The sequence below is a fragment of the Polaromonas hydrogenivorans genome, assembly GCF_040105105.1.
Classification (GTDB): Bacteria; Pseudomonadota; Gammaproteobacteria; order Burkholderiales; family Burkholderiaceae_C; genus Polaromonas; species Polaromonas hydrogenivorans.
The window spans coordinates 1,208,607-1,233,715 of sequence record NZ_CP157675.1; the positions used below are offsets into that span (position 1 = coordinate 1,208,607).

General features: G+C 59.9%; 23 protein-coding genes. 3 read left to right on the plus strand and 20 right to left on the minus strand.

The window, feature by feature from the left end:
• Positions 1-10: 10 nt before the first annotated feature.
• From lysS to ABLV49_RS05760, 20 genes are all read right to left on the minus strand, one after another.
• Positions 11-1,576, minus strand: coding sequence for a lysine--tRNA ligase (lysS, locus tag ABLV49_RS05665; RefSeq protein ID WP_349280677.1), 1,566 nt, complete (start codon positions 1,574-1,576; stop codon positions 11-13).
• Positions 1,577-1,725: 149 nt separating this feature from the next.
• The gene (locus tag ABLV49_RS05670; RefSeq protein WP_349280678.1) at positions 1,726-2,400 is read right to left on the minus strand and encodes an LON peptidase substrate-binding domain-containing protein; all 675 of its coding nucleotides are present in this window, start codon (positions 2,398-2,400) and stop codon (positions 1,726-1,728) included.
• 126 nt (positions 2,401-2,526) lie between these two features.
• Positions 2,527-3,399 (minus strand): acetyl-CoA carboxylase, carboxyltransferase subunit beta, encoded by an 873-nt coding sequence (accD, locus tag ABLV49_RS05675; RefSeq protein WP_349280679.1) that lies wholly within the window; start codon positions 3,397-3,399, stop codon positions 2,527-2,529.
• A gap of 160 nt (positions 3,400-3,559) precedes the next feature.
• Positions 3,560-4,378 carry a tryptophan synthase subunit alpha gene (trpA, locus tag ABLV49_RS05680; RefSeq protein ID WP_349280680.1) on the minus strand — a complete coding sequence of 273 codons (819 nt, stop codon included), beginning with the start codon at positions 4,376-4,378 and terminating at the stop codon, positions 3,560-3,562.
• Complete coding sequence (trpB, locus tag ABLV49_RS05685) at positions 4,375-5,679, minus strand: tryptophan synthase subunit beta (RefSeq protein ID WP_349280681.1); 1,305 nt, start codon at positions 5,677-5,679, stop codon at positions 4,375-4,377. Before trpB ends, trpA begins: the two co-directional genes overlap by 4 nt.
• Entirely contained in the window at positions 5,657-6,382 is a 726-nt protein-coding gene (locus ABLV49_RS05690) for a phosphoribosylanthranilate isomerase (RefSeq protein ID WP_349280682.1), read from the minus strand. Before ABLV49_RS05690 ends, trpB begins: the two co-directional genes overlap by 23 nt.
• Positions 6,379-7,173, minus strand: a complete 795-nt coding sequence (gene truA / locus ABLV49_RS05695) for a tRNA pseudouridine(38-40) synthase TruA (RefSeq protein ID WP_349280683.1) — start codon at positions 7,171-7,173, stop codon at positions 6,379-6,381. The genes ABLV49_RS05690 and truA overlap by 4 nt, the downstream gene beginning before the upstream one ends.
• 42 nt (positions 7,174-7,215) lie before the next feature.
• Positions 7,216-9,141: a FimV/HubP family polar landmark protein gene (locus ABLV49_RS05700; RefSeq protein WP_349280684.1), complete on the minus strand. Its 1,926-nt coding sequence runs from the start codon at positions 9,139-9,141 to the stop codon at positions 7,216-7,218.
• Between the two features lie 920 nt (positions 9,142-10,061).
• Entirely contained in the window at positions 10,062-11,201 is a 1,140-nt protein-coding gene (asd, locus tag ABLV49_RS05705; RefSeq protein WP_349280685.1) for an aspartate-semialdehyde dehydrogenase, read from the minus strand.
• Between the two features lie 259 nt (positions 11,202-11,460).
• A complete protein-coding gene (gene leuB / locus ABLV49_RS05710; RefSeq protein ID WP_349280686.1) occupies positions 11,461-12,531 on the minus strand; it encodes a 3-isopropylmalate dehydrogenase in 1,071 nt (356 codons plus the stop codon).
• A gap of 73 nt (positions 12,532-12,604) precedes the next feature.
• Complete coding sequence (leuD, locus tag ABLV49_RS05715; protein ID WP_349280687.1) at positions 12,605-13,255, minus strand: 3-isopropylmalate dehydratase small subunit; 651 nt, start codon at positions 13,253-13,255, stop codon at positions 12,605-12,607.
• Positions 13,256-13,269: 14 nt separating this feature from the next.
• Positions 13,270-14,721: a 3-isopropylmalate dehydratase large subunit gene (gene leuC / locus ABLV49_RS05720; protein WP_349280688.1), complete on the minus strand. Its 1,452-nt coding sequence runs from the start codon at positions 14,719-14,721 to the stop codon at positions 13,270-13,272.
• 30 nt (positions 14,722-14,751) lie between these two features.
• Complete coding sequence (locus ABLV49_RS05725; RefSeq protein WP_349281617.1) at positions 14,752-15,675, minus strand: LysR family transcriptional regulator; 924 nt, start codon at positions 15,673-15,675, stop codon at positions 14,752-14,754.
• A gap of 270 nt (positions 15,676-15,945) precedes the next feature.
• Positions 15,946-17,256: a citrate synthase gene (gene gltA / locus ABLV49_RS05730; RefSeq protein WP_011802408.1), complete on the minus strand. Its 1,311-nt coding sequence runs from the start codon at positions 17,254-17,256 to the stop codon at positions 15,946-15,948.
• Positions 17,257-17,290: 34 nt separating this feature from the next.
• Positions 17,291-17,599, minus strand: a complete 309-nt coding sequence (locus ABLV49_RS05735; RefSeq protein WP_011802407.1) for a succinate dehydrogenase assembly factor 2 — start codon at positions 17,597-17,599, stop codon at positions 17,291-17,293.
• A gap of 22 nt (positions 17,600-17,621) precedes the next feature.
• Positions 17,622-18,326, minus strand: coding sequence for a succinate dehydrogenase iron-sulfur subunit (locus ABLV49_RS05740; protein WP_011802406.1), 705 nt, complete (start codon positions 18,324-18,326; stop codon positions 17,622-17,624).
• A gap of 43 nt (positions 18,327-18,369) precedes the next feature.
• A complete protein-coding gene (gene sdhA, locus ABLV49_RS05745; protein WP_011802405.1) occupies positions 18,370-20,163 on the minus strand; it encodes a succinate dehydrogenase flavoprotein subunit in 1,794 nt (597 codons plus the stop codon).
• Positions 20,164-20,223: 60 nt separating this feature from the next.
• Positions 20,224-20,589, minus strand: coding sequence for a succinate dehydrogenase, hydrophobic membrane anchor protein (gene sdhD, locus ABLV49_RS05750; RefSeq protein WP_011802404.1), 366 nt, complete (start codon positions 20,587-20,589; stop codon positions 20,224-20,226).
• Positions 20,590-20,665: 76 nt separating this feature from the next.
• The gene (gene sdhC, locus ABLV49_RS05755) at positions 20,666-21,112 is read right to left on the minus strand and encodes a succinate dehydrogenase, cytochrome b556 subunit (protein ID WP_349281618.1); all 447 of its coding nucleotides are present in this window, start codon (positions 21,110-21,112) and stop codon (positions 20,666-20,668) included.
• A gap of 128 nt (positions 21,113-21,240) precedes the next feature.
• Positions 21,241-22,044, minus strand: a complete 804-nt coding sequence (locus ABLV49_RS05760) for a GntR family transcriptional regulator (protein ID WP_349280689.1) — start codon at positions 22,042-22,044, stop codon at positions 21,241-21,243.
• A gap of 271 nt (positions 22,045-22,315) precedes the next feature.
• Between ABLV49_RS05760 and ABLV49_RS05765 the strand changes: the two genes are divergently transcribed.
• The 3 genes from ABLV49_RS05765 (at position 22,316) to ABLV49_RS05775 (ending at position 25,087) form a co-directional block, all read left to right on the plus strand.
• Positions 22,316-23,302, plus strand: coding sequence for a malate dehydrogenase (locus ABLV49_RS05765; RefSeq protein ID WP_349280690.1), 987 nt, complete (start codon positions 22,316-22,318; stop codon positions 23,300-23,302).
• A 94-nt stretch (positions 23,303-23,396) separates the two neighbouring features.
• The gene (locus tag ABLV49_RS05770) at positions 23,397-24,386 is read left to right on the plus strand and encodes an HpcH/HpaI aldolase/citrate lyase family protein (protein ID WP_349280691.1); all 990 of its coding nucleotides are present in this window, start codon (positions 23,397-23,399) and stop codon (positions 24,384-24,386) included.
• Between the two features lie 29 nt (positions 24,387-24,415).
• A complete protein-coding gene (locus ABLV49_RS05775; RefSeq protein ID WP_349280692.1) occupies positions 24,416-25,087 on the plus strand; it encodes a hypothetical protein in 672 nt (223 codons plus the stop codon).
• Positions 25,088-25,109 lie beyond the last annotated feature (22 nt).

A 25,109-nucleotide genomic window follows, 5' to 3' on the forward strand; every position in this document is an offset into this window, starting at 1 on the left:
CCGACCTGTTTCAGGCTTCCCGGCGTAGCGCAGGGAACAAAATCACGTCGCGGATGCTTGGGCTGTCGGTCAGCAGCATCATCAGCCGGTCGATGCCCACGCCGCAGCCGCCGGTCGGCGGCATGCCGTACTCAAGGGCGCGAATGAAATCGTGGTCGTAGAACATGGCTTCATCGTCGCCGCTGTCCTTGGCATGAACCTGTGCGTTGAAACGCACCGCCTGTTCTTCGGCATCGTTCAGCTCGCTGAAACCGTTGCCGAATTCGCGGCCGGTGATGTAAAGCTCAAAGCGCTCGGTGACTTCCGGGCGCTCGTCGTTGGCTCTAGCCAGTGGCGAGATTTCGGTCGGGTGCTCCATGATGAAGGTCGGCTGCCAGAGCTTTTCTTCAACCAGTTCTTCAAAATACAGCACCTGCAGGCTGGCCAGCGAGCGGGTGGACAAGCGATTTTTTTCCTCGTTCAGCCCGAGCTTTTTAAGGGCATTCGTCAGCCAGACAGCATCGTCCACCTGTTCACCCGCCTCGGTATGCTTGAGGATGGCTTCGCGGATGGTCAGCCGTTCAAAGGGCTGGCTCAGATCGACCGGCTTGCCGGCGTAGCTCAGTTGCAGCGAGCCGCAGACCTTTTGCGCGGCATCGCGGATCAGCGCTTCGGTGAAGGTCATCAAATCGGTGTAATTCCACCAGGCCGCGTAGAACTCCATCATGGTGAACTCGGGATTGTGGCGAACACTGATGCCTTCGTTGCGGTAGCTGCGGTTGATCTCGAACACGCGCTCGAAACCACCGACGATCAGGCGCTTGAGGTAGAGTTCGGGCGCAATGCGCAGGTACATTTCCTGGTCCAGCGCGTTGTGATGGGTCTTGAACGGCTTGGCGTTGGCGCCGCCCGGAATCGGGTGCAGCATGGGTGTTTCGACCTCCAGGAAGTCATTCGCCACCATGAACTCCCGAATGCCGCTGACCGCCTTGCTGCGCGCCATGAAACGCTTGCGCGCGGCTTCGTCCATGATCAGATCGACATAGCGCTGGCGGTATTTGACTTCCTGGTCGGCCATGCCGTGGAATTTGTCGGGCAGCGGGCGCAGGCTCTTGGTCACCAGCCGGATGCTGTCGGCATGGATCGACAACTCGCCGGTCTTGGTCCTGAACAGCAGGCCGGTTGCCGCCACGATGTCGCCCAGATCCCAGTGCTTGAAAGCCGCATGGACTTCTTCGCCGACGCCGGCATTGTTGATGTAGAGCTGGATGCGGCCACCCGTGGGGCCGAACGACGCATCCTGCAGTGTGGCAAAGCTGGCCTTGCCCATGACGCGCTTGAGCATCATGCGGCCAGCCACGCTCACCTTGACCGCCAGCGGCTCCAGCTCTTCATTGCTCAGGTGGCTGTACTGCGCAAACAGCGCTTCGGCCCGATGCCCGGGCTTGATGTCGTTCGGGAAAGCCACGCCCTTGCCGTCTGCCTGGTGCTTGCGCAGGGCGCCGAGTTTTTCCCGGCGCTCGACCATCAGCTGGTTTTCGTCGTGATGGGCTGGGGCAACGCTGCCGGTTGCGGGAGAAGTCGGGTGGCTGGACATAGGTCGGTGTTCCGGAAATAGAGAGGGCTGAAAGTGTCGGGCGTGAAAAACGCCGAATCGCTGATTTTAAGTTTTTAAGGAAGCGTTTTTCGGCTTGCATGGCGCTAAAGCCATCTTTGCCCACAATCCCGGGCAGCGCTTCCTGACATTCAGCGTGAAATGCCGTTGCGTTCCAGAATATCGCAGACCAGTTCCAGCCTGAGCAGCGGGTTGTCCAGTTCCATCAGGCGCTGCTTGACCGCCAGCGGCATGGGAAGCAATTCGCACCAGCGATTGGCGACCCAGCTGCAATCGTCAAGGTGGTAGGGTGGCTGCATGGGCATTTTTTCAGGCGGCGTATCGCCATGCAGCAGTCCTTTGATCAGCTTGCCCAGGGCCTCGGCGGATTTTTGCAAATCGTGCGGAATCCTGACGGGCAGGTCATCTTCCATGCGGACCACATCGGCAATCCACAGGCCATGTTTCAGCTTTTCCCGCCGGGTAATCGTGAAGCGGTGAATCCCCTGGCACAGAACCACCATCAGGCCGGGTTGCGGCACCGAAAACTCGATGATTTTGGCCAGGGTGCCCACGGCGTTGAAGGCTTCGTGCGCAAAGCCGTCACCGCCGGGCAGGGCGCCCTTGGGCGTTACATTGGCGGGTTTGCGGACTTCCGAGCCTTCGGTCAGCGAAACGACGCCAAAAGGCGCCCCTGTTTTATGGCATTTGCCAATCATGTCCAGGTAGCGGACCTCGAAAATCTGCAGCGGCAGCAAGCCGCCGGGGTAGAGCACGGTGCCCAGCGGAAAGAGGGGAAGTGAGGTAAGGGTAAGGGCTTCAGACATGGCTTCAGGCTTCAATTTGCGATAAGCCACATCATCCCATGATGTCTTTTCTTTTGCTCTTCCCGAACTGTTGCACGACCCCTTAATGCTGTGTCTTGATGCTTTCGAAAAACCAATGAAAATTTTTTAGCTGACGGCATCGGCCGGCTGCTTGAGCAGCATGGCCAGTGAATTCGCCACCGTCTTGCGCAATTCCCGGCGGTCGCAGATAAAGTCAATCGCACCCTTGGTCTGCAGGAACTCGGCACGCTGGAAGCCTTCAGGCAGGGTCACCCGCACGGTCGATTCGATGACGCGCGGACCGGCAAAACCAATCAAGGCCTTGGGCTCGGCAATCACGATGTCGCCGACAAAGGCAAAACCGGCGCTCACCCCGCCCATGGTCGGGTCGGTCAGCACGCTGATGTAGGGCAGGCCCTTTTTGGCCAGGCGCGTCAGCGATGCATTGGTTTTGGCCATCTGCATCAGGCTAAGCAGTCCTTCCTGCATGCGGGCGCCGCCGGTGGCGGTAAAGCAGATGAACGGCACCTTCTGCTCGATGGCGGTGTGAACGCCACGCACGAAGCGCTCGCCCACGACGCTGCCCATGCTGCCGCCCATGAATTCGAATTCAAAGCAGGCCACAACCACGCCGATGCTGTGGACGGCGCCGCCCATCACCACCAGTGCATCGGTTTCGCCGGTGTTCTCCATCGCTTCCTTCAGGCGCTCGGGGTACTTGCGGCTGTCCTTGAACTTGAGGGCATCGACGGGAAGCACTTCCTGGCCCAGTTCGTAACGGCCTTCGGCGTCGAGGAAGGCGTCCAGCCGGGCACGCGCGCCAATGCGGTGGTGGTGGCTGCACTGCGGGCAGACGTTCTGGTTTTTTTCCAGGTCGGTCTTGTACAGCACGGCTTCGCAGCTCGGGCACTTGATCCACAGGCCTTCGGGCACCTGACGGCGCTCGGTCGGATTGGTGGGGCTGATTTTGGGGGGAAGGAGTTTTTCTAGCCAAGACATGGTGTCGGTCCTTGTTGGCTTGCAGCGGCATCATCTTTTTTAAAGAAACCGCTTGCCAAGCATCATCAAATGTTAAACACGGGATAGACGCACCGGCGGGCAGCAAACTGCACCAGCCGGGCGAAAAGTGCCATTATGCGCCGGGGCCGGCCGATGAAATTCAGTCCAGCGCCGAACGGATTTCCTGCAAAAAGTCGTGCGCCACGGTGGCAACCCGGTCGCGCGGCTGGTTTTCAATCAGCTGGATGATCTTGCTGCCAATGACCACGGCATCAGCCACTTTGCCGATGGCCCTGGCGGTCGCGGCGTCGCGAATGCCAAAGCCCACGCCCACGGGTACGTTCACATGCCGGCGAATGCGCGGCAGCATGGCTTCGACCGCATCCACGTCCAGCGTGCCGGCGCCGGTCACGCCCTTGAGCGAAACGTAATACACATAGCCGCTGGCGACCTGGGCCACCTGGGCCATGCGCGCGTCGGTGCTGGTGGGCGCCAGCAAAAAAATCAGGTCCATGCCGTGCGCCTTGAGCCTGGCGGAAAATTCCACGCACTCTTCTGGCGGATAGTCAACGATCAGCATGCCATCGACACCGGCGGCGGCGGCATCGCGAATAAAGGCGCTTTCGGAGGTGCCTGCGCCATGCTTGATGTCGTAGCGCTCGACTGGGTTGGCGTAGCCCATGAGCACGACTGGCGTGGTGTGGTCTTTTGTGCGGAAAATGCGCACCATTTCAAGCACCTGAACCAGGCCGATGCCGAAGGAAAGCGCTTTTTCTCCGGCCTTCTGGATCACCGGGCCATCGGCGCTGGGGTCGGAAAACGGCATGCCCAGTTCAATCACGTCAGCGCCGCCGGCCACCATGCCGTGCATGAGTTCGGGCGTGACATCGGCAAACGGAAAGCCTGCCGTGACGTAGGGAATCAGGGCTTTGCGGCCCTGGGTTTTGAGGCCGGAGAAGGTCGATTCAATGCGGCTCATGATTGGCTCCCTGCACCTTTTGCGCCGCTGGCGTCGAACGCTTCGGGGGAAGTGGCGACGCCGCCCTTGACGCCCAGGCCGCGCATGGAAGGCCGGTCGTAGAAGTCGGCACCCGACAGGTCGGCCACGGTGCCGATGTCCTTGTCGCCCCGTCCCGAGAGGTTGACCAGGATGCTCTGGTCGCTGCGCATGGTTTTGGCCAGCTTCATCGCGTAGGCCACGGCATGGGCGGATTCCAGCGCCGGAATGATGCCTTCGGTGCGGCACAGGTAATGAAAAGCCTGCAGCGCTTCGGTGTCGGTGATGCCGACATATTCGGCGCGCCCGATGTCTTTCAGGTAGGCGTGTTCCGGGCCGACGCCGGGATAGTCCAGGCCGGCGCTGATGCTGTGCGTTTCGGTGACCTGGCCATCGTCGTTTTGCAGCACATAGGTGCGGTTGCCGTGCAGCACGCCGGGTAGTCCGCGCTGCAGCGAGGCCGAATGCTTGCCGCTGTCCAGGCCTTCACCGGCGGCTTCGACGCCGATCAGGCGGGTGTTTTCATGCGCGATATAAGGGTGGAAGATGCCCATGGCATTGCTGCCGCCGCCAACACAGGCAACGACCGCATCGGGCTGCCTGCCGGCGTTCATCTCGGGCATCTGGCTCAGGCATTCGGTGCCGATCACGCTCTGGAAATCGCGCACCATCATCGGGTAGGGGTGCGGTCCGGCCACGGTTCCGATGATGTAAAACGTGTTGTCAACATTGGCAACCCAGTCGCGCATGGCTTCGTTCAGCGCATCTTTCAGCGTCTTGCTGCCGCTTTCCACCGGCACCACGGTGGCGCCCAGCAGGTTCATGCGATAGACATTGGGGCTTTGGCGCTTGACGTCTTCGCTGCCCATGTACACCACGCATTCGAGGCCGTAGCGCGCGCAAATGGTCGCGGTCGCCACGCCGTGCTGGCCGGCGCCGGTCTCGGCAATGATGCGCTGCTTGCCCATGCGGCGCGCCAGCATGGCCTGGCCGATGGTGTTGTTGATCTTGTGCGCGCCGGTGTGGTTGAGGTCTTCGCGCTTGAGGTAGATTTGCGCGCCGCCCTGCTCGCGGCTTGTGCGCGCCGCATGGTAGATGGGGGAAGGGCGGCCGACGAAATGCTTCAGCTCGTAGTTGAATTCAGCCAGGAATTCCGGGTCGTTCTGGTACTTGGCGTAGGCGCCCTTCAGCTCATTGATGGCGTGGGTCAGGGTTTCGGAGACGAAACTGCCGCCGTAAATGCCGAAATGACCGGCCAGGTCAGGTTGGTGATAGTCGTACATGTTGAACAATATTCTTTGCAAGTTGCTCGTCGGCAGCGCGAACGGCTGCGACGAATTGATTGATTTTGTCGGCGCTCTTGATGCCCTTGGCAATCTCGACGCCTGAACTCACATCAACGGCCAGCGTGGGGCAGCGCGGCCTGACTTGCAAAATGCCATCTAGCACGTTTGCAGGCGTCAACCCACCAGACAAAACGAGGTGAGCGTTGACGCTTGGAGGAAGCAGTGACCAATTGAATGTTTTTCCGCCGCCGCCGAAACCCTCGACATGGGCGTCGAGCAGGATGGCCTGGGCTGATGAGTAATCTTGGGCGTATTTTAAGAGATCAAAACGCAGGCTGCCAGGCTCGGGGTTATCGTCCAGGGGAATGCGGGCGGCGCGCAGGAACGGCCGGCCCGCCTGCAAACAGGCTTCAGGCGTTTCATCACCATGAAATTGCAGTAATGCGCAGGGAATACGGGCGCAGGCAGCTATTATTTTTGTAGCAGGTGCATTGACGAACAAAAGTACTGGCGTCACAAACGGCGGGAGGCGGCTGGCCAGCGCGGCAGCGCGCTCAAGCGTTACGTGACGTGGGCTGGGTTCGTACATGACGAAGCCAATGGCGTCGGCGCCAGCCGCCACGGCGGCATCAACGTCTTCCTCGCGGGTCAGGCCGCAAATCTTGATGCGGGTGCGGCTGAAAGGGATGGGAATGCTCATGGCAGCCAATCATAAGCCGCCGTGCGCGATGGCAAGCCATGGCGTTCTTCATACACCGGACCCAGAAAATAAAGCCCGTCAGGCGAGAAGGTGGGTGCGGCGGCATCGCGGCGACGGGCGGCGACTACCTCGGCCAGCCACTCGGGCGGATGGTTGCCCTGGCCTATCGCCAGCAGGCAGCCCATGATGTTGCGGATCATGTGGTGCAAAAAGGCATTGGCTTCAAATTCGAAGCGCCAATAGCGTGAACCGGGTCCGGCGCGCTGGGAAATCTCGATGCGGCTCATGGTTTTGACGGGTGATTTGGCCTGGCACTGCGCGGCCCGAAACGAACTGAAATCGTGCTCGCCCATCAGGTGCAGGGCGGCTTGCCGCATCGCATCGCCATCAAGCGGGCGATAGACCCAGCCGACGCGCCCGGCTTCGACACTGGGGCGCACCGGCGACTCCAGCACCACATAGGCGTAACGGCGCGCGATGGCGCTGGCGCGCGAGTGAAACTCATCGGGAACCGGCTGCGCCCACTGCACCGCGATGTCGGAAGGCAAAAAAGCGTTGGTGCCGCGCACCCAGGACGAGGTTTCACGCTGCAACGGGGTGTCGAAGTGGACCACCTGCATCAGCGCATGAACGCCGGCATCGGTGCGTCCGGCACACATGACGCGAATGGGCTGGACGGCAAACCTGCTCAAGGCCATCTCCAGCCTGTCCTGCACCGTCTTGCCGGACAGCTGGCTTTGCCAGCCTTCGTAAGCGCTGCCGCTGTAGCTGATACCCAGCGCAATCCTCATGGGCGCCTTTCCCTTGATGAGCGCACCAGGTTCAAGCCTTGTTCACGACAGGGCGTTGATAAACGCCTGCGCCTTGAACTTTAACGGACCTTTGGCTTTGGCCAGCACTTCATCGGCCAGTTCCCGGGCGCCTTCCGAATCACCCAGAATCCGGAATTCTTCGGCCAGCAGAAATTTGATTTCAAGCGGATCTTCTTCCAGCCCCATCAAGTCGGAGACTGGGGGCTTGGTTGCAGGACCGAGGTCCAGCGACAGTGAGTTCAGGTCAAACTCCAGCATGCCATCGTGATTGACAGGCGCTGGCGGCGCAATGGATGCTTTCGGGGGGACATAAGGCTCAGGCGTGAAGTCCAGGCCTCCGGAAAGAAAATCAATCTCGGGAGAGGGTGCTTTTGCCGACACAGAAGGAGAACGGGCAGAAGGGCTGGCCGAGACTGGTGCCGGAACTGCAATATCGTCCAGATTCAAGTCCAGGTCCAGGTCATCCAGGTTCATGAGGGCCGACGGTCTCGTATTGTGTGAGCTGGATTCGGTAATTGAGCGTGTAGGGGTGAGTGCCGGTGCAGCGATGGCGGTGGGCGCCATGGAGGCCGCAGGTGCTTCATCCAGCGAGAAATCAAGATCCAGGTCCAGGTCCAAAACCGGTGCCGTTTTGAGGGGTGGCGCACTGGCCGCTACCTCCTGTGGTGCGATGGCATTCAGGGGAATCAGGCCAGACCTGCCTTTTGCGGGCAAGCTGCCCGAAAATTCGGCGCCGGATTGGTAGAGAGAGTTGCCAGGCTCCAGTTCACGGCCCAGTTGGCTGATGTAAGACCATTCTGCCCCTTGCCCTGCGCTCAATTTGAAGGCGGTCACGGCCAGGTTTTCAAATTCCTTGTTGTCGCGACGCTTGGCAAAAATTTCAAGCAGCTTGGTGTGTATGGCCAGACGTGCCGGATAAAGGCGCAATGCTTCCTTGAGAATTTCTTCAGCCTGCTGGTCGCGGCCATAGGCGAGGTACACATCGGCTTCGGCGACAGGGTCCACATCGCCGGCTGCATCAAGCTGGCTTGGGGAGTAAACCATGGATGATCCCCCCACATTGCTTGCATTGGTATCAACACGCCGCCCACCACTGGCACCAAAGAAAGAGTCCGGCTGCAGGCGGCTGTCCAGGAATGAGCTGTCCACCTGGCCCGATTTCGCAGTTTTTCGGTAGCGGGCAAAGCCCAGGCCTGCCAGCAATGCCACCAGAAGACCGCCGCCCAGCAGCAATGAGTTGTCCAGAATCTGGTCAATCAGGCTGGTCGTGATTGGAGCCGGGGGAGGTGCAACCATGGCAGCTTGCTTGCTCACGGCGGGGGCGACAGGTGCCGGGGCACTGGCTGGCGCCACAGGTTCTGAGGCAGATGACACGGGTGCCTGTCCTGCGTCTGTTGCAGAGGCTGAAGCACTGGCAGGAGCCAGGGCCGGCGTTGCCGTGATTTCAGGGGATCCTGTCGCGGTGGTGGCTCCAGGGGCGGGTACAGGAACCGCCAGGCCTGGCGCTGCACTGCCTGTCACGGGCACTGCGCCCGGTGGATTGAGATTGCTGATGTTTTTTGACGAATCCGCCACGCGGCTGGCGGCATCTCTGGCTGACTGTTCGTCGGCGAGCTGAACCGCACCCTTTGAAAGCGTCAGCTTGTCGGGTGAGGGACTGGCTTGCGCACGGTCATCAACCTTGGCCTGCATCTGGCCACCCGTCTGGCGGCCTGCGTTGTCAACCTGCGTAGCGGGCACACCATCGGCCAGTTTGCGGCGAAAGGTGTTGAAATCCCTGCTCTGGGCAACGAGGGTTTGTCTTGCTTCACCAGGAGAAAGGGATGTGGCAGTTTGCTCATCCGGAATATCCACCACAGCGCCGGATTTGATGACATTGATGTTGCCGCCAACGAAGGCCTCGGGGTTGCCTCTGAGCAATGCCACCAGCATCTGGTCCAGCGACACGCTGGCAGGTTTGTTCCGGGCAGCGATCTTGCTGGCATTGTCACCCGGCCTGACTGTGACCTGTCTGGCGCCAGCCATTCTCTCGGCTGGCGGCGTTCTGATTGCCGGTGGTTTGGCAATTGATACAGGAGGCCGGGCTGCAGGGCGGGAGTATGGAGCTGGCGCGGCTTCACGGGGCGAAATATCGGCATTGGTCACGGGTGCACGGGGCAGCACAGGCGTTGAAGCCGCGATGCTGGTGCTGTTGTTGCGCAGGCTGGGCGGGTCAAACAGCATCGTGTAGTCGCGGGTGACACGTCCGGAGGTCGATTTGGCCTCAATGACCAGGTCCACGAAAGGATCAATGATGGCGCGGTTGCTGCTCAGGCGCAGATAGGATCTGCCGTCTGCCCGTCGCTGGAGCCTGACATCGAGGCCGGCTGCCGCGGCGGAGTATTCAAGTCCGGCGGACTTGAATACCTCGGCGTTCGCAATGCCAATCCTGAGGCTGGAAGCCTCTTCCGCGCTGAGATCGGAAATGTCGATTTCCGCCCGAAGGGATTCGCCCAACGCTGACTGAACCGTGATTCGGCCCAGCGCAACCGCGTGGGCTTCAAGACTTGCCAGGCTACCTAGCAGCGCAATGGCGCTTGCCAGGGCGCCAATACGCCAGCGACCGTGATGATTCATGGAATTTTGAGCCTCTGGAGCTCGGTCTGGTTGAAACGTGTTACTGCTTGAGCGCACAAAAACCTTGATGCTAATTTTTGAGAAACAACCTTAACATCAAGGTCAGGGACTGACAAGTTAAGACAATGCTTAAGATTTGACACCTTAATAAACGAGAGGGCACAAGTTTTATCCGTTGCCTGAAGACAACATGCTGAATCAACTTGTTACCTGGCCCGATTGTATGTCGTCAGTTCCCTGGTTTTTTGAGCCTACGCTTCAATCAGGATGCGCAGCATGCGGCGCAGTGGCTCGGCAGCACCCCAAAGCAACTGGTCTCCGACGGTAAAAGCGCCGAGGTAGTCCGGTCCCATGGCCAGCTTGCGCAGGCGCCCGACCGGAATCTGCATCGTTCCCGTCACGGCAACCGGCGTCAGATCCTTGATTGAAGCCTCCCGCGTATTGGGGATGACTTTGACCCAGGCGTTGTCGGCGGCAATCATGGCTTCGATGTCGGCCAGCGGAACGTCTTTCTTCAGCTTGAACGTCAATGCCTGGCTGTGGCAGCGCATCGCGCCAATGCGCACGCAAAACCCATCGACTGGCGTTTCAGCGGTGCCGAAACTTGCGCCCTGGCCCAGGATCTTGTTGGTTTCGGCGCCGCCTTTCCACTCTTCCTTGCTCATGCCATCGCCCAGATCTTTGTCGATCCAGGGAATCAGGCTGCCACCCAGCGGAACGCCGAAGTTGGCGGTCTCGGAGGCGCTCAGGGACTGCTGCTTGGCCAGGATGCGGCGGTCGATCTCCAAAATCGCCGATTTCGGGTCGTCGAGCAAGGATTTGACTTCGCTGTTGAGGGTGCCGAACTGCGTCAGCAACTCGCGCATGTGCTGCGCGCCGCCACCCGATGCTGCCTGGTAGGTCATGCTGGTCATCCATTCGACCAGGCCGGCCTTGTACAGCGCGCCCACGCCCATCAGCATGCAGCTGACGGTGCAGTTGCCGCCCACCCAGTTGTTGCCGCCCTTGGCCAGCGCGTTCTTGATGACGGGCAGGTTGACCGGGTCCAGCACGATGACAGCGTCGTCGTTCATGCGCAGGGTCGATGCCGCGTCAATCCAGTGTCCGGTCCAGCCGGCAGCGCGCAGCTTGGGAAACACTTCAGCCGTGTAGTCGCCGCCCTGGGCGGTGAGGATGATGTCGCACTTCTTGAGGGCTTCGATGTCGAAGGCGTCTTTCAACGTGGTTTCGTTCCTGGCCTGCGCCGGAGCCTTGCCGCCGGCATTCGAGGTCGAGAAAAAAACCGGCTCGATCAGCTCGAAATCGCCCTCGGCCTGCATCCGGTCGATCAGCACCGAGCCGACCATGCCGCGCCAGCCGACGAGACCTGTGAGATTGCCTTTGAGTTTCATGGATTGCCCTTAAAAAGTACGAAAAAAATCGGCTTTTTGGCCCGGCTCATCGAGCCGGTGGGCACGACGAACCGGGCTTGTCAGCCTTTAATGGTGGTCGTTTTGGTGATCTGGACAAAAGCCGCAGCGCCATGGCCGGTCCGCAAGGCGGCTGCAATGGTGACTGGAATAAGGCTTTTGCACATTTTTCATATTGTAGCGAAGCCCGCCTTTTGCCTGGCTGACAAGCTATGCGGGCAACGAAACAGTTGATGTGGCTTCAGCCCAGCGCCTTGACCACCGCATCGCCCATTTCCACCGTGCCGACCCGGGTCGTGCCGTCGCTGTAGATATCGGGCGTGCGCAGGCCCTGGCTCAATACCTTGTCCACGGCTTGCTCGATGCGCGCGGCGGCTTCAGGCTGGTTCAGGCTGAAGCGCAGCATCATGGCCGCGCTCAAAATGGTCGCCAGCGGATTGGCTACGCCCTTGCCGGCAATGTCGGGCGCGCTGCCGTGGCTGGGCTCATACAGGCCCTGGTTCTTGTCGTTCAGGCTGGCCGAAGGCAGCATGCCGATGGAGCCGGTCAGCATGGCGGCGGCGTCCGACAGGATGTCGCCGAACATGTTGCCGGTGACCACCACGTCAAACTTCTTGGGCGCCTTGACCAGCTGCATGGCGGCGTTGTCCACATACATGTGGTCCAGCGCCACGTCGGGGTACTGCTGGCCGATCTCGGTGACCACCTCTTTCCAGAGCTGGAAGGTTTCGAGCACATTGGCCTTGTCCACGCTGGTGACGCGCTTGCCGCGCTTGCGGGCCGCCTGGAAGGCGACATGGGCGATGCGTTCGATCTCGGGACGTGAATAGCGCATGGTGTCAAAGGCTTCCTCGGCGCCCGGAAAGTGGCCGTCGGTGGCAATGCGCCGGCCGCGCGGCTGGCCGAAGTAGATGTCGCCGGTCAGTTCGCGGATGATGAGGATGTCCAGGCCCGACACCAGTTCGCGCTTCAGGCTGGAGGCATCGACCAGTTGCGGATAGCAGATGGCCGGGCGGAAATTGGCGAACAGGCCAAGGTTTTTGCGCAGGCCCAAAATGGCTTGCTCGGGACGCAGGGGCCGGTCCAGCGTGTCGTACTTCCAGTCGCCTACGGCGCCAAACAGGATGGCGTCGGCGTCCTTGGCCAACTGGAGCGTGGCTTCGGGCAGCGGGTGCCCGTGGGCTTCAAAGGCAGCGCCGCCGACCAGCGCGGTCTCTAGCTCAAAATTCAGGTCCAGAACCTTCAGAACCTTGACGGCTTCGGCGACGATTTCAGGGCCGATGCCATCACCCGGGAGAATTGCGATTTTCATATTTGCTATATTTTTTGTAGCTGCTTGCGCCCGTGTATATTGCGCAAAAGCACTATTTGACTATTAATCTGGATTAACCGGCGACGGTGTGGTTCAGCCAGGGCTTGGCCGCCAGACGCTCAGCTTCAAAAGCCTTGATCTTGTCGCTTTGCAGCAAGGTCAGGCCGATGTCGTCGAAGCCGTTGAGCAGGCAGTATTTGCGGAATGCCTGCACATCGAAAGGCAGTTCTTCGCCTTGCGCCTTGACGACGACCTGGCGTTCCAGGTCTATGGTCAGCGTGTAGCCGGGAAAGGCCAGCGCTTCGTCAAACAACTGGGCCACCTGCGCTTCGGGCAGCACGATGGGCAGCAGGCCGTTCTTGAAGCTGTTGTTGAAGAAGATGTCGGCATAGCTGGGTGCAATGATGGCGCGAAAGCCGAACTGGTCGAGCGCCCAGGGTGCATGCTCGCGCGAGGAGCCGCAGCCAAAGTTCTTGCGCGCCAGCAGGATGGAGGCGCCGGCGTAGCGCGGCTGGTTCAGCACGAAATCAGGATTTGGCTTGCGGCTGGCCGGATCTTGTCCGGGAAAGCCGGCGTCCAGGTAGCGCCATTCGTCAAACAGGTTGGGGCCAAAGCCGGTCTTGCGGATGGACTTGAGGAACTGCTTGGGAATGATGGCGTCGGTATCGACGTTCTCGCGATCCATCGGGGCCACGAGGCCTTGGTGTACGGTGAATTTTTGCATACGGACTTTAGCCTTCAGACAAATTTACGGATATCGACAAAGTGGCCATGCACCGCCGCCGCCGCCGCCATGGCCGGGCTGACCAGGTGGGTGCGCCCGCCCGCACCCTGGCGGCCTTCAAAGTTGCGGTTGCTGGTGGAGGCGCAGCGCTCGCCCGGCTCCAGCCGGTCGGCATTCATCGCCAGGCACATCGAGCAGCCGGGCTCGCGCCATTCAAAGCCGGCGGCGATGAAGATCTTGTCCAGGCCTTCGCGCTCGGCCTGCTCCTTGACCAGGCCGGAGCCCGGCACGACCAGCGCCAGCTTGACATTTTTGGCGACCTTCTGGCCGATATGCTTCACCACGGCAGCCGCTTCGCGCATGTCTTCGATGCGGCTGTTGGTGCAGGAACCGATGAACACCTTGTCGATGTACAGGTCGTTCAGCGCCTTGCCCGGCTCCAGGCCCATGTAGGTCAGGGCGCGTTCGATGGCGCCGCGCTTGTTGGCGTCCTTTTCCTTTTCCGGGTCTGGCACGCGGTCTTCAATCGACAGCACCATCTCGGGCGAAGTGCCCCAGCTGACCTGCGGCAGGATCTGGCTGGCGTCCAGTTCGACCACGGCGTCAAACTTCGCATCGGCGTCGGAATGCAGGGTTGCCCAGTAGCGCGCGGCCATGTCCCATTCGGGGCCGCCGACAAACTTGCCGGTGACGGGGTCGGTTCCGGGGGCGAGCAGGCGGCCTTTGACATACTCAATGGTCTTGGCGTCCACCGCCACCAGGCCGGCGCGCGCGCCGCCTTCAATCGCCATGTTGCAGACCGTCATGCGGCCTTCCATGCTGAGCGCGCGAATCGCCGAGCCGGCAAATTCAATCGTGTAGCCGGTGCCGCCCGCCGTGCCGATCTTGCCGATGATGGCCAGCACGATGTCCTTGGCGGTCACGCCTTTGGTCACGGCGCCTTCGACCTTGATCAGCATGTTCTTGGCTTTTTTCGCCAGCAGGGTTTGCGTGGCCATGACATGTTCGACCTCGCTGGTGCCGATGCCGTGGGCCAGCGCGCCAAAAGCGCCGTGGGTCGAGGTGTGCGAGTCACCGCAAACGACGGTCATGCCGGGCAGGGTGGCACCATTTTCGGGGCCGATCACATGCACGATGCCCTGGCGTTTGGACATGAAGGGAAAGAAGGCAGCAGCGCCGAATTCCTTGATGTTGGCGTCCAGCGTGGTGATCTGCTCCTTGCTGACCAGGTCGGTGATGCCGTCGTAACCCAGTTCCCAGCCGGTCGTGGGCGTGTTGTGGTCGGCGGTCGCCACGATGGAGCTGATGCGCCAGACCTTGCGGCCGGCTTCGCGCAGGCCTTCAAAGGCCTGCGGGCTGGTGACTTCATGGACCAGGTGGCGGTCGATGTACAGGATCGAGGTGCCGTCTTCTTCGGTATGAACGACGTGTTCGTCCCAGATTTTGTCGTAGAGGGTGCGTCCCATGGAGGTTTCCTTCGTGGTTTTGAGGTGATTTTAGGGGGCGAGCGGCTGCCGTGACAGGTGGTCAACCAGCAGTCGCGCGGTCAGGGGAAGGGTGGAGAAATCACGCGCCACAAGTTGAATCTGGCGTTCTGCCCAGCTGTCGAGCAGCAGCACCGACTCCAGCTCGCCGACGCCGTGCATGAGGTCAAAAGCGCGCTGCGGCATCACGCCGACACCCAGGCCGTTGTGAATCATGCGGCACATGGCATCGAGCCCGGTGACATGGATGCGCAGCTTGATGGTACGCCCCATGGCGGCGGCGGCCTGGCGCATGGCCAGGTAAATCGAGCTGTTGGAGTGCAGGCCGACGTGGTCATAGTCCAGCGCGGCTTCAAAATGAATAGCGTCCTGCGAAAGCAGGGCGTGCCCCTTGGGAACAATCAATACCAGTTTGTCATGGCGGTAGGGCAGCGTTTGCAGCTCGCCCGTGCCGTTGGCGATATTGCATACCCCCAGGTCCGCCGTGCCTTCCTGCACCGCGCGAACGACTTCCGTGCTCAGGTGTTCTTCCAGGTCAATCTTGATCTCTTCGTGCTGGCGTATGAAATCACCCAAGTCCTCAGGCAAGAACTGAATGATGGCCGAAATGCTGGCATGCACCCGCACATGACCGCGCACGCCGTCGGCATATTCGCTCAACTCGCCCTGCATTTTCTCCAGGCTGAACAGCACCGAGCGCGCATGGTGCAGCAGGCTTTCGCCGGCGGGCGTCAGGTCAACGCCCCGGGTGTGGCGGTAGAGCAGCGGCGTGTCCAGCGTGGCTTCGAGGTCGCTCAGGCGCTTGCTCACGGCAGAGGCGGCAATGAATTCACGCTCGGCCGCCTTGCCGATGCTGCCCAGCTCGCACACGGCCACGAACAGCTGAAGCGAGGTCAGGTCAATGCGGCGGGCGAAATTGCGTTCGGAGCTTTTGATGGACATGAAATGGTGTCATCGCGTTTTACGATGGATAACCATTTTGCAGCTATATTGAAATTCTTGTCATCGTATTTCACGATATCAGGCTTAACGGAGTCGCCGGTTTTGATGAATCGATTGGCTGATTGAAAAATAGATGTTTTAAGCCTTTTGCGCATGCGGCATATGTATGTAGTGCTATGAAAAATATAGCAAATTCCATTGAAAAAGCCCGCCGATGTTTCCATTCGGCGGGCTTTTGGCTAAAGCCTGAAAAAGACCAGCGGTTTAGCGCTCTGCCATCGGCTTTACTTCACGTGGCACTGAGCCAACGAACAGCTGGCGCGGACGGCCAATCTTGTACTCGGGGTCGCCGATCATTTCGTTCAGCTGGGCCATCCAGCCGACATTGCGGGCCAGCGCGAAGACCGCCGTGAACAACGGCACGGGAATGCCGATGGCGCGCTGCACGATGCCGGAGTAGAAATCGACGTTGGGGTAAAGCTTGCGCGAGACAAAGTAGTCGTCTTCCAGTGCAATTTTTTCCAGCGCCATGGCCAGCTTGAACAGCGGGTCGTTTTCCAGGCCCATTTCGTGCAGGACTTCCTTGCAGGTTTCCTGCATCAGCTTGGCGCGCGGGTCGTAATTCTTGTACACGCGGTGGCCAAAGCCCATCAGCTTGACGGTGGAGTTCTTGTCCTTGACCTGCTTGATGAATTCGCCGATGTTCTCGATGCCGCCGTTTTTCTGGATGTCACCCAGCATGTTCAGCGCGGCTTCGTTGGCGCCACCGTGGGCCGGGCCCCATAGGCAGGCCACGCCGGCTGCGATGGCGGCGAACGGGTTGGTGCCCGACGAACCGCACAGGCGAACCGTGGAGGTCGAGGCATTCTGCTCGTGGTCTGCATGCAGGATGAAGATGCGGTCCAGTGCGCGTTCGAGCACCGGGTTCACCTTGTACTCTTCGCACGGCGTGGCAAACATCATGTGCAGGAAGTTGCCTGAGTAGCTCAGGTCGTTGCGCGGGTACATGTAAGGCTGGCCGATGGTGTACTTGTAGGCCATGGCCACCAGCGTTGGCATTTTGGCAATCAGGCGAATCGCGGCGATGTCGCGGTGGGCCGGATTGTTGATGTCGGTGCTGTCATGGTAGAAGGCCGACAGGGCGCCGACCAGGCCGGTCATGATGGCCATCGGATGCGCATCGCGGCGGAAACCGCGCAGGAAAAATTGCATCTGCTCGTTGACCATCGTGTGGTTGGTCACGCGGCTGACGAAATCTTTTTTCTGGGCGGCGTCAGGCAGTTCGCCGTAGAGCAGCAGATGGCAGGTTTCGAGGTAATCGCAGTTGGTGGCAAGCTGCTCGATGGGGTAGCCACGGTACAGCAGTTCGCCCTTGTCGCCGTCGATATAGGTGATGGCCGACTGGCAGGCAGCGGTTGAAAGAAACCCCGGGTCATAGGTGAACATGCCGGTCTGGGCATAGAGCTTGCGAATGTCCACAACATCAGGCCCTACGCTGCCCTGATAAACAGGCAATTCGACATTGGGGCTGCCATTGCTGAAGGACAGGGTGGCTTTGTTGTCAGCTAACTTCATGAGTGTTCTTTCTCTCTTGTCAGAGGGGGTTGAGTTAGGGAGCCGGAGCCCCAGGGCGCAGCATGCTTAAAACTTCAAGTGCTTCGGAAGTCGAGGCGCTTTCGAGGGCAAGCACATCGGAAAGTTGGTCAGGTTCCTTGCGTCTGAGCAGGAGATCCAGCAGATCATTGTCAGACAAATCCATTAAATCATTCAAGCCTTTAGCCTGCCTGACGCTCAGTGTGGCTTCGTAGCGAAGAAAGAATTTTTCGATCAGCAGGTCGTTCTCAAGCAGGCCACGGCGACAGCGCCACCGCAGCTTGCTTAAGCTGCGTTCATCCAGCAAATCGTCTGTGGTTTCCATGGGTGTTTGGGTCACAGCGTCTTCAGACGGTGCGCAAAACCATCATTTCCTTGATCTTGCCGATGGCCTTGGCCGGGTTCAGTCCTTTGGGGCAGACATCGACGCAGTTCATGATGGTGTGGCAACGGAACAGGCGGTACGGGTCTTCCAGATTGTCCAGCCGCTCTGCGGTCGCTTCGTCGCGGCTGTCTGCCAGGAAGCGGTAGGCCTGTAGCAAGCCGGCCGGACCCACGAACTTGTCGGGATTCCACCAGAAGCTGGGGCAGGACGTCGAGCAGCTCGCGCACAGGATGCACTCGTACAAGCCGTTGAGTTCATCGCGCTCTTCCGGGCTTTGCAGACGCTCCGTCTGGGGCGGCACGTTGTTGTTGATCAGGTAAGGCTTGATCGAGTTGTACTGCTTGAAGAACTGCGTCATGTCAACAAACAGGTCGCGCACGACCGGCAGGCCGGGCAGCGGCTTCAAGACGATGGTGCCCTTGAGCGTATTCATGTTGGTCAGGCAGGCCAGGCCATTCTTGCCATTGATGTTCATGGCGTCCGAGCCGCACACGCCTTCGCGGCATGAGCGGCGAAAACTGATAGTGGGGTCTTGCGCCTTGAGTTTCATCAGGGCATCAAGCAGCATGCGCTCATGGCCGTCGAGTTCCACCTCGATGGTCTGCATGTAGGGCTTGGCATCGGTATCGGGGTCGTAACGGTAAATCTGGAAAGTACGTTTGGTCATGTGGGTTCTCGCTTCTTTCGATTTTGGGGTCGCAGGCTGTCGCTTAGAAAGTACGCGTTTTGAGTTCCACAGACGCCACCGTCAGGGGTTTCATCTGCACGGGCTTGTAGGCCAGGCTGTTGGTTGCGCTGTACCAGAGCGTGTGCTTGTGCCAGTCGGTGTCGTTGCGGCCGTTCGGGTGTTCGGGCGTGTCGCCGAAATCATCGACCGAGTGCGCGCCGCGGCTTTCCTTGCGGGCAGCGGCAGACACGATGGTTGCCTGGGCGGCTTCCATCAGGTTTTCCACTTCCAGGGCTTCAATGCGCGCGGTATTGAAAATCTTCGACTTGTCTTTCAGGCCAATCTTGTTGACACGCTCGCGCAGGGCTGCGATCTTGGTCACGCCTTCGTTCATGATGGCCTGGGTGCGGAACACGCCGGCATGCTGCTGCATGGCGGCGCGCAGGTCATTGGCCACGTCCTGGGCGTACTCGCCATCGGTCGCATTGTCCAGGCGCGCAATGCGGGCCAGGGTTTTGTCGGCGGCATCAAGCGGCAGCTCTTTGTGCGTCGTGGAGTTGTTGAACTCAACAATGTGGTTGCCGGCGGCGCGGCCGAACACCAGCAGGTCAAGCAGCGAGTTGGTGCCCAGGCGGTTGGCGCCATGCACGCTCACGCAGGAGCATTCGCCCACGGCGTAGAGGCCGTTGACGACGACGCTCTTGTTCTCGGCGTCCTGGGTGACCACCTGGCCATGGATATTGGTCGGAATGCCGCCCATCTGGTAGTGAATGGTCGGCACCACGGGAATTGCTTCCTTGGTGATGTCAACGTTGGCAAAGTTGTGGCCGATTTCAAACACCGAAGGCAGGCGCTTCATGATGGCGTCCACGCCCAGGTGGGTCATGTCCAGCAGGATGTAGTCCTTGTTGGGGCCGCAGCCGCGACCTTCCTTGATTTCCTGGTCCATCGAGCGCGACACGAAGTCACGCGGCGCCAGATCCTTGAGCGTCGGGGCATAGCGTTCCATGAAACGCTCGCCGTTGCAGTTGCGCAAAATCGCGCCTTCGCCACGGCAGCCTTCGGTCAGCAGCACGCCTGCGCCGGCCACGCCGGTAGGGTGGAATTGCCAGAATTCCATGTCTTCCAGCGGAATGCCAGCGCGTGCGGCCATGCCCAGACCGTCGCCGGTGTTGATGAAAGCATTGGTCGAGGCTGCAAAGATGCGGCCTGCGCCGCCAGTGGCCAGCAAGGTGGTCTTGGCTTCAAAGATGTGAACGTCGCCGGTTTCCATCTCTAAGGCGGTCACGCCGACCACGTCGCCAGCGGCATCGCGAATCAGGTCAAGCGCCATCCATTCCACGAAGAAGCTGGTTTTTTCCTTGACGTTTTGCTGGTAGAGCGTGTGCAGCATGGCGTGGCCCGTGCGGTCGGCTGCGGCGCAGGCGCGCTGAACAGGTTTTTCACCGTAGTTGGCGGTGTGGCCACCGAAGGGACGCTGGTAAATCGTGCCGTCGGGGTTGCGGTCAAACGGCATGCCCATGTGTTCCAGGTCATACACGACCTTGGGAGCTTCACGGCACATGTATTCAATCGCGTCCTGGTCACCGAGCCAGTCGGAACCCTTGACGGTGTCATAGAAGTGGTAGTGCCAGTTGTCTTCGGACATATTGCCCAGCGAGGCGCCAATGCCGCCTTGCGCTGCAACGGTGTGGGAGCGGGTCGGGAACACTTTGGAGAGGACGGCGACGTTCAGGCCGGCACGGGCCAGTTGCAGCGAGGCGCGCATGCCGGAGCCGCCTGCACCGACGATGACGACATCAAATTTGCGCTTGGGAAGTTTGGAGGTAGCGGTCATGTTTTTTTAATCGTGGAAGCTGGAAAATGCCAGCATTGACTTTAGGAGTACCCGACAGGTTTAGAGGCGCCACAGCACCTGAATGCCCCAGCCTGCACAAGCCACCAGCCAGACAATGGTGAATACCTGCAGCAACAGACGCAGGCCGACCGGTTTGATGTAGTCCATCCAGATGTCGCGCATGCCGACCCATACATGCCACAGCAGGGCAACAATCACCGCAAAGGTCAGTATCTTCATCCATTGGGCAGAGAAGATGCCGGCCCACTGGTCATAGCCGATGGGGCCTTTGCTGAGGAGCACCTGGCCGAGAAGCAGCAGGGTGAAAATGGCCATCAGGGCCGCAGTAATGCGCTGGCTCAGCCAGTCACGAGTGCCATAGTGAGCGCCGACAACGATGCGCTTTGAGCCGTAATTGACAGACATGGTTTTCTTTCTTTAATCAGTTGAGGGCACCGCTCGCCGCCTTGAGGCCGCAGACTGTCCCGCAAGCTTTCAATGTTTAATAAAGGCCAAACAGCTTGGCGCCCAGCACAATCGTGAGGCCAATGCTCACGGCCAGCGTGAAGGCGGCTGACTGCCGGCCGAAATCCTTGCTGACAGCTTCATGGCTGGCATCCATCCACAGGTGGCGAAGGCCTGCCAGGAAATGGTGCAGGTAAGCCCAGATCAGGGCCAGCGCGACCAGTTTCCAGAGTATGCCGGGCACGCCCAGCATGCCCACATTGAAGGCAGACTTGAATCGGTCAAAGGAAATTTCGGAGGAAATCGAGGTGTCGAACATCCAGATGATGAACGGCATCAGGAGGAACATGATGAACCCGCTGATGCGGTGAAGGATGGAGACCAGACCCGCCAGGGGTAATCGGTAGCCGGGCAGGTCGGTGAAGGCGTTGATGTTGCGGAACTCAGGCCGCTTGGCGCGCTGAGTGGAGGCCAGCTCTGTCATTTTTTGGGCTTTCATGGTGGTAACCGATTGGTAACCAAGCGGGGCTTGATTGCCAAACAAACATTTTAATTCTATTGCAATGCAGCAATTCGTTTACTTACAAAGCTTCGCCGCTTTGGCGCATGCTGTTAACTAAGGGCATTTTTGTAGTGGTGCGTATCGGTGCGGTACAAGCCCCGGCGCAGCTCCATCGGGACATCGTTGTAGGTGTAGGCAATGCGTTCGACGCTCAACAGTGGCTCGCCTTGCGGCAGGCCCAGCAGTCTGGCCGAAGCCGCATCGGCCGCAATGGCACGTATTTTTTCTTCGGCACGTACCATGTGAACGCCGAATTCGGTTTCGAACAGCGCGTACATCGGACCCCGGTAGGCCGCCAGCCGGTCGGCGGTCAAGCCCTTGAAGGGGCCGCCGGGCAGCCAGACGTCTTCGATAATCGTCGGCGTTCCCTGGAAAGCCAGTACGCGGCGCAACTGCAGCACGGCATCGCCAGTTCGTAAAGCCAGCGGATGGGCGATGTCGGCGGGAGCCCGAAGTCGTTTGCAGTCAACAATTTGGCGCTCGGCAGGACCCTCGCTGCTGAGGTCGCCGCTGTCGGGCATAAGCCGCAAAAACCGATATTGAACCTGCTGCTCGGCATGCGTGGAAACAAACGTGCCCTTGCCCTGGCGACGGCTTACCAGGTTTTCGGCAGCCAGTTCGTCGATGGCCTTGCGCACCGTCCCCTGGCTGACGCGAAAGCGCGCAGCGAGATCCATTTCGCTGGGAATCAACTCGCCCGGTTTCCATTCGCCGGCCTGAAGGCTTTTCAGGATCAGTACCTTGATTTGCTGGTACAGCGGGCTGAATGCCGGAGTCAGAGGTGCAGGGGCAGTCGTCTCTGGCTCGCCGGGAGTCGAAGGGGTTTCGGGTGATAAAGAGGTAGTAGTTGCCATACAGCAAATTTGCGCAGTGGCCTGGTGGTGATGTAGCGCAGTGCTTGACTCGGACATAAATTCAATCCGAATCATATCTTATATAAGACATAAGACAAATTGACTTGACGCATTTTTCAAGCGTAAAATCCTGGGTTGAGTACAACGCGCGGTCTGCCTGTCCTGCGGCTGAAGATGATGTCTTGATGCCTTGGTAGCGCCTGGATTGACGCCGAAAATCTCGCCTCACATTCTGTTTTAATAATTCATTAACTTTCCTGGAGTTTCAATCATGAGCAAAAAACCCGTCCGTATTGCCGTCACTGGTGCCGCCGGTCAAATCGGTTATGCCTTGCTGTTTCGCATTGCCTCGGGCGAAATGCTCGGCAAAGACCAGCCTGTCATTTTGCAATTGCTTGAAGTCCCGGTCGAAGGCCCGCAAAAAGCGCTCAAGGGCGTGATGATGGAAATCGACGACTGCGCTTTCCCGCTGCTCGTGGAAATGACCGCACACAGCGACCCGATGACGGCTTTCAAGGATGCCGACTACGCCTTGCTGGTCGGCTCGCGTCCACGCGGCCCCGGCATGGAGCGTGCCGAACTGCTGGCCGTCAATGGCGCCATCTTCACGGCTCAGGGCAAGGCGCTGAACGCCGTCGCCAGCCGCGACGTGCGCGTGCTGGTGGTTGGCAACCCCGCCAACACCAACGCCTACATCGCCATGAAGAGCGCGCCCGATCTGCCAGCGAAAAACTTCACTGCCATGCTGCGCCTGGACCACAACCGCGCTGCTTCGCAAATCGCTGCCAAGACCGGCAAGGCCGTGGCCGACATCGAAAAACTCACCGTCTGGGGCAACCACTCGCCCACGATGTACGCCGACTACCGTTTCGCCACCATCGGCGGCGAGAGCGTGGCCCAGATGATCAACGACCAGGAATGGAACGCCAACGTGTTCCTGCCAACCGTTGGCAAACGCGGCGCCGCCATCATCGAAGCGCGCGGTTCTTCTTCGGCAGCATCGGCAGCCAACGCCGCCATCGACCACATGCGCGACTGGGCGCTGGGCACGAACGGCAAGTGGGTCACGATGGGCATCCCATCGGGCGGCGAGTACGGCATTCCTGCTGAAACGATGTTCGGCTTCCCCGTGACCTGCGAAAACGGCGAATACAAAATCGTCGAAGGCCTGGAAATCGACGCTTTCTCGCAAGAGCGCATCAACATCACCCTGGCTGAGCTGGAAGGCGAAAAAGCCGGCGTCGCTCACCTGCTGTAACCAGGCCTTGAGGCGGCTCGTGGGCATGTCGGGCAAGCCGCCCGCACCTTGCCCTTGAGCCGCCCGTGATAAATCGAAAAACCGGATTTATTCCATGAAGCATCCGCGCGAAGTTCTTTTGGGCGCCCAGGCCGCCACGGCTTTTTTGCCGGTGTGCGACCATTACAGCGGCGTGGAAGCGCGGATGCGTAAAAGTCTGCAATTGCAGGCTGAAATGATTGAAGAGTTCGGCGCCTGCGTGTTTGACGTGACGCTGGACTGCGAAGACGGAGCGCCCGTCGGCGGTGAAGCCGACCATGCCGCCATGGTGGTGTCACTGGCCGCATTGGCCAGTGACAAAGCCCGCGTCGCCGTTCGCGTGCATGCGGTCGATCACCCGGCATTCGAGCCGGACATGGCCACCATTGCCGGAAAGCTTGCGCGCCAGCTGTCCCACATCATGATTCCCAAGGTCGATTCCATCGAGGACGTGATCCGGGCCGAGCAGGCTCTGCTGGCCGCATCCGCCGGGAATTTGCCCCTGCATGTGCTGATCGAGTCGCCGCTTGCTGTTCGCAACGCCTTTGAAATTGCCGCGCATCCCCGCGTGCAGTCGCTCAGCTTTGGCTTGATGGACTTTGTTTCAAGCCATGGCGGCGCGATTCCCGCCGATGGCATGAGCAGCCAGGGCCAGTTCACCCATCCGCTGGTGGTGCGCGCCAAGCTTGAAATTGCCTCTGCCTGCCACGCTTATGGCAAAGTGCCTTCGCATTGCGTGGTGACGGAATTCAATGACACCGTCGCCATGACCCTTGCCGCGCGCCGTGCGTCGCGTGAACTGGGTTACACCCGCATGTGGAGCATTCACCCGAATCAGATACGCTCCATCCTGGAGGCTTTTGCCCCGAGTGAGGTTGAAATTGAAGATGCTACAAAAATAATAGCTGCTGGTGCCCGTGCTGATTGGGCACCCATCAGTTTCGAAGGTAAATTGCATGATCGTGCGAGTTATCGCTACTTCTGGCAGGTGCTTGAAAGAGCACACCAGACGGGCACCACCCTCCCGCTTGACGCCCAACCGTATTTCCAGGACGCTTCAAACTGAGCGCCCAACAAACACCGACGAGGAATCGTATGAAAACCCAACCCATCGCCACCCTTGCAGCCGCGCTGGCTGCCGCTGTCCTGCTTGCTGCCGCTCCCATGGCGCAGGCTGAAACCGATAAAAAGGCTGACAAAACGACTGTCGCCAAACCTGTTGCTTCCAAAAAGGCAGACAAACCCGTTGCCAAATCTGCTGCCGGTAAGACCGAATCGGCCAAGGCCGACAAGCCTGTTGCCAAAAAGAAGTCCGAAAAGCCGGTTGCCGCCTCCAGCCGTACCAATCTCAAGAGCGCCGCGGCAAACGTCGCGGCAGGCATCGAAGCCGCCGAAGCCGCCCTGACGCCTGCCGAGCTGGCGATTGCCGAGCGCGTGCAGGTCGGCAAGCTGCCGTGCGAACTCGGTGCCTCGGTCACGCTCACCGCTGATGAAAAAAATCCCGGCTACTTCAACATGCAGGGCAAAAACTTCAATTACCGCATGTTTCCCGTACCGACCTCGACCGGCGCGATTCGTCTGGAAGACCAGAAGGCAGGCGCGGTATGGCTGCAACTGGCCAACAAATCGATGCTGATGAACCAGAAACTGGGCATTCGCCTGGCCGATGAGTGCGCGAGCCCGGCGCAGCTGGAAGTGGCCCAAAACCTCAAGCTGAATCCGCCCGTCAGCATCCTGGAGGCGCTGCCGCCAGGCGTTGCCAGGTAAGCATCGACGTATTGATTTTTCA

Coding starts and splice junctions, on each gene's coding strand:
- lysS (WP_349280677.1), bottom strand. CDS start 1,576: ATGTCCAGCCACCCGACTTCTCCCGCAACCGGCAGCGTTGCCCCAGCC.
- ABLV49_RS05670 (WP_349280678.1), bottom strand. CDS start 2,400: ATGTCTGAAGCCCTTACCCTTACCTCACTTCCCCTCTTTCCGCTGGGC.
- accD (WP_349280679.1), bottom strand. CDS start 3,399: ATGTCTTGGCTAGAAAAACTCCTTCCCCCCAAAATCAGCCCCACCAAT.
- trpA (WP_349280680.1), bottom strand. CDS start 4,378: ATGAGCCGCATTGAATCGACCTTCTCCGGCCTCAAAACCCAGGGCCGC.
- trpB (WP_349280681.1), bottom strand. CDS start 5,679: ATGTACGACTATCACCAACCTGACCTGGCCGGTCATTTCGGCATTTAC.
- ABLV49_RS05690 (WP_349280682.1), bottom strand. CDS start 6,382: ATGAGCATTCCCATCCCTTTCAGCCGCACCCGCATCAAGATTTGCGGC.
- truA (WP_349280683.1), bottom strand. CDS start 7,173: ATGAGGATTGCGCTGGGTATCAGCTACAGCGGCAGCGCTTACGAAGGC.
- asd (WP_349280685.1), bottom strand. CDS start 11,201: ATGAAACTCAAAGGCAATCTCACAGGTCTCGTCGGCTGGCGCGGCATG.
- leuB (WP_349280686.1), bottom strand. CDS start 12,531: ATGAAAATCGCAATTCTCCCGGGTGATGGCATCGGCCCTGAAATCGTC.
- leuD (WP_349280687.1), bottom strand. CDS start 13,255: ATGCAAAAATTCACCGTACACCAAGGCCTCGTGGCCCCGATGGATCGC.
- leuC (WP_349280688.1), bottom strand. CDS start 14,721: ATGGGACGCACCCTCTACGACAAAATCTGGGACGAACACGTCGTTCAT.
- gltA (WP_011802408.1), bottom strand. CDS start 17,256: ATGAAGTTAGCTGACAACAAAGCCACCCTGTCCTTCAGCAATGGCAGC.
- ABLV49_RS05735 (WP_011802407.1), bottom strand. CDS start 17,599: ATGGAAACCACAGACGATTTGCTGGATGAACGCAGCTTAAGCAAGCTG.
- ABLV49_RS05740 (WP_011802406.1), bottom strand. CDS start 18,326: ATGACCAAACGTACTTTCCAGATTTACCGTTACGACCCCGATACCGAT.
- sdhA (WP_011802405.1), bottom strand. CDS start 20,163: ATGACCGCTACCTCCAAACTTCCCAAGCGCAAATTTGATGTCGTCATC.
- sdhD (WP_011802404.1), bottom strand. CDS start 20,589: ATGTCTGTCAATTACGGCTCAAAGCGCATCGTTGTCGGCGCTCACTAT.
- sdhC (WP_349281618.1), bottom strand. CDS start 21,112: ATGACAGAGCTGGCCTCCACTCAGCGCGCCAAGCGGCCTGAGTTCCGC.
- ABLV49_RS05760 (WP_349280689.1), bottom strand. CDS start 22,044: ATGGCAACTACTACCTCTTTATCACCCGAAACCCCTTCGACTCCCGGC.
- ABLV49_RS05765 (WP_349280690.1), top strand. CDS start 22,316: ATGAGCAAAAAACCCGTCCGTATTGCCGTCACTGGTGCCGCCGGTCAA.
- ABLV49_RS05770 (WP_349280691.1), top strand. CDS start 23,397: ATGAAGCATCCGCGCGAAGTTCTTTTGGGCGCCCAGGCCGCCACGGCT.
- ABLV49_RS05775 (WP_349280692.1), top strand. CDS start 24,416: ATGAAAACCCAACCCATCGCCACCCTTGCAGCCGCGCTGGCTGCCGCT.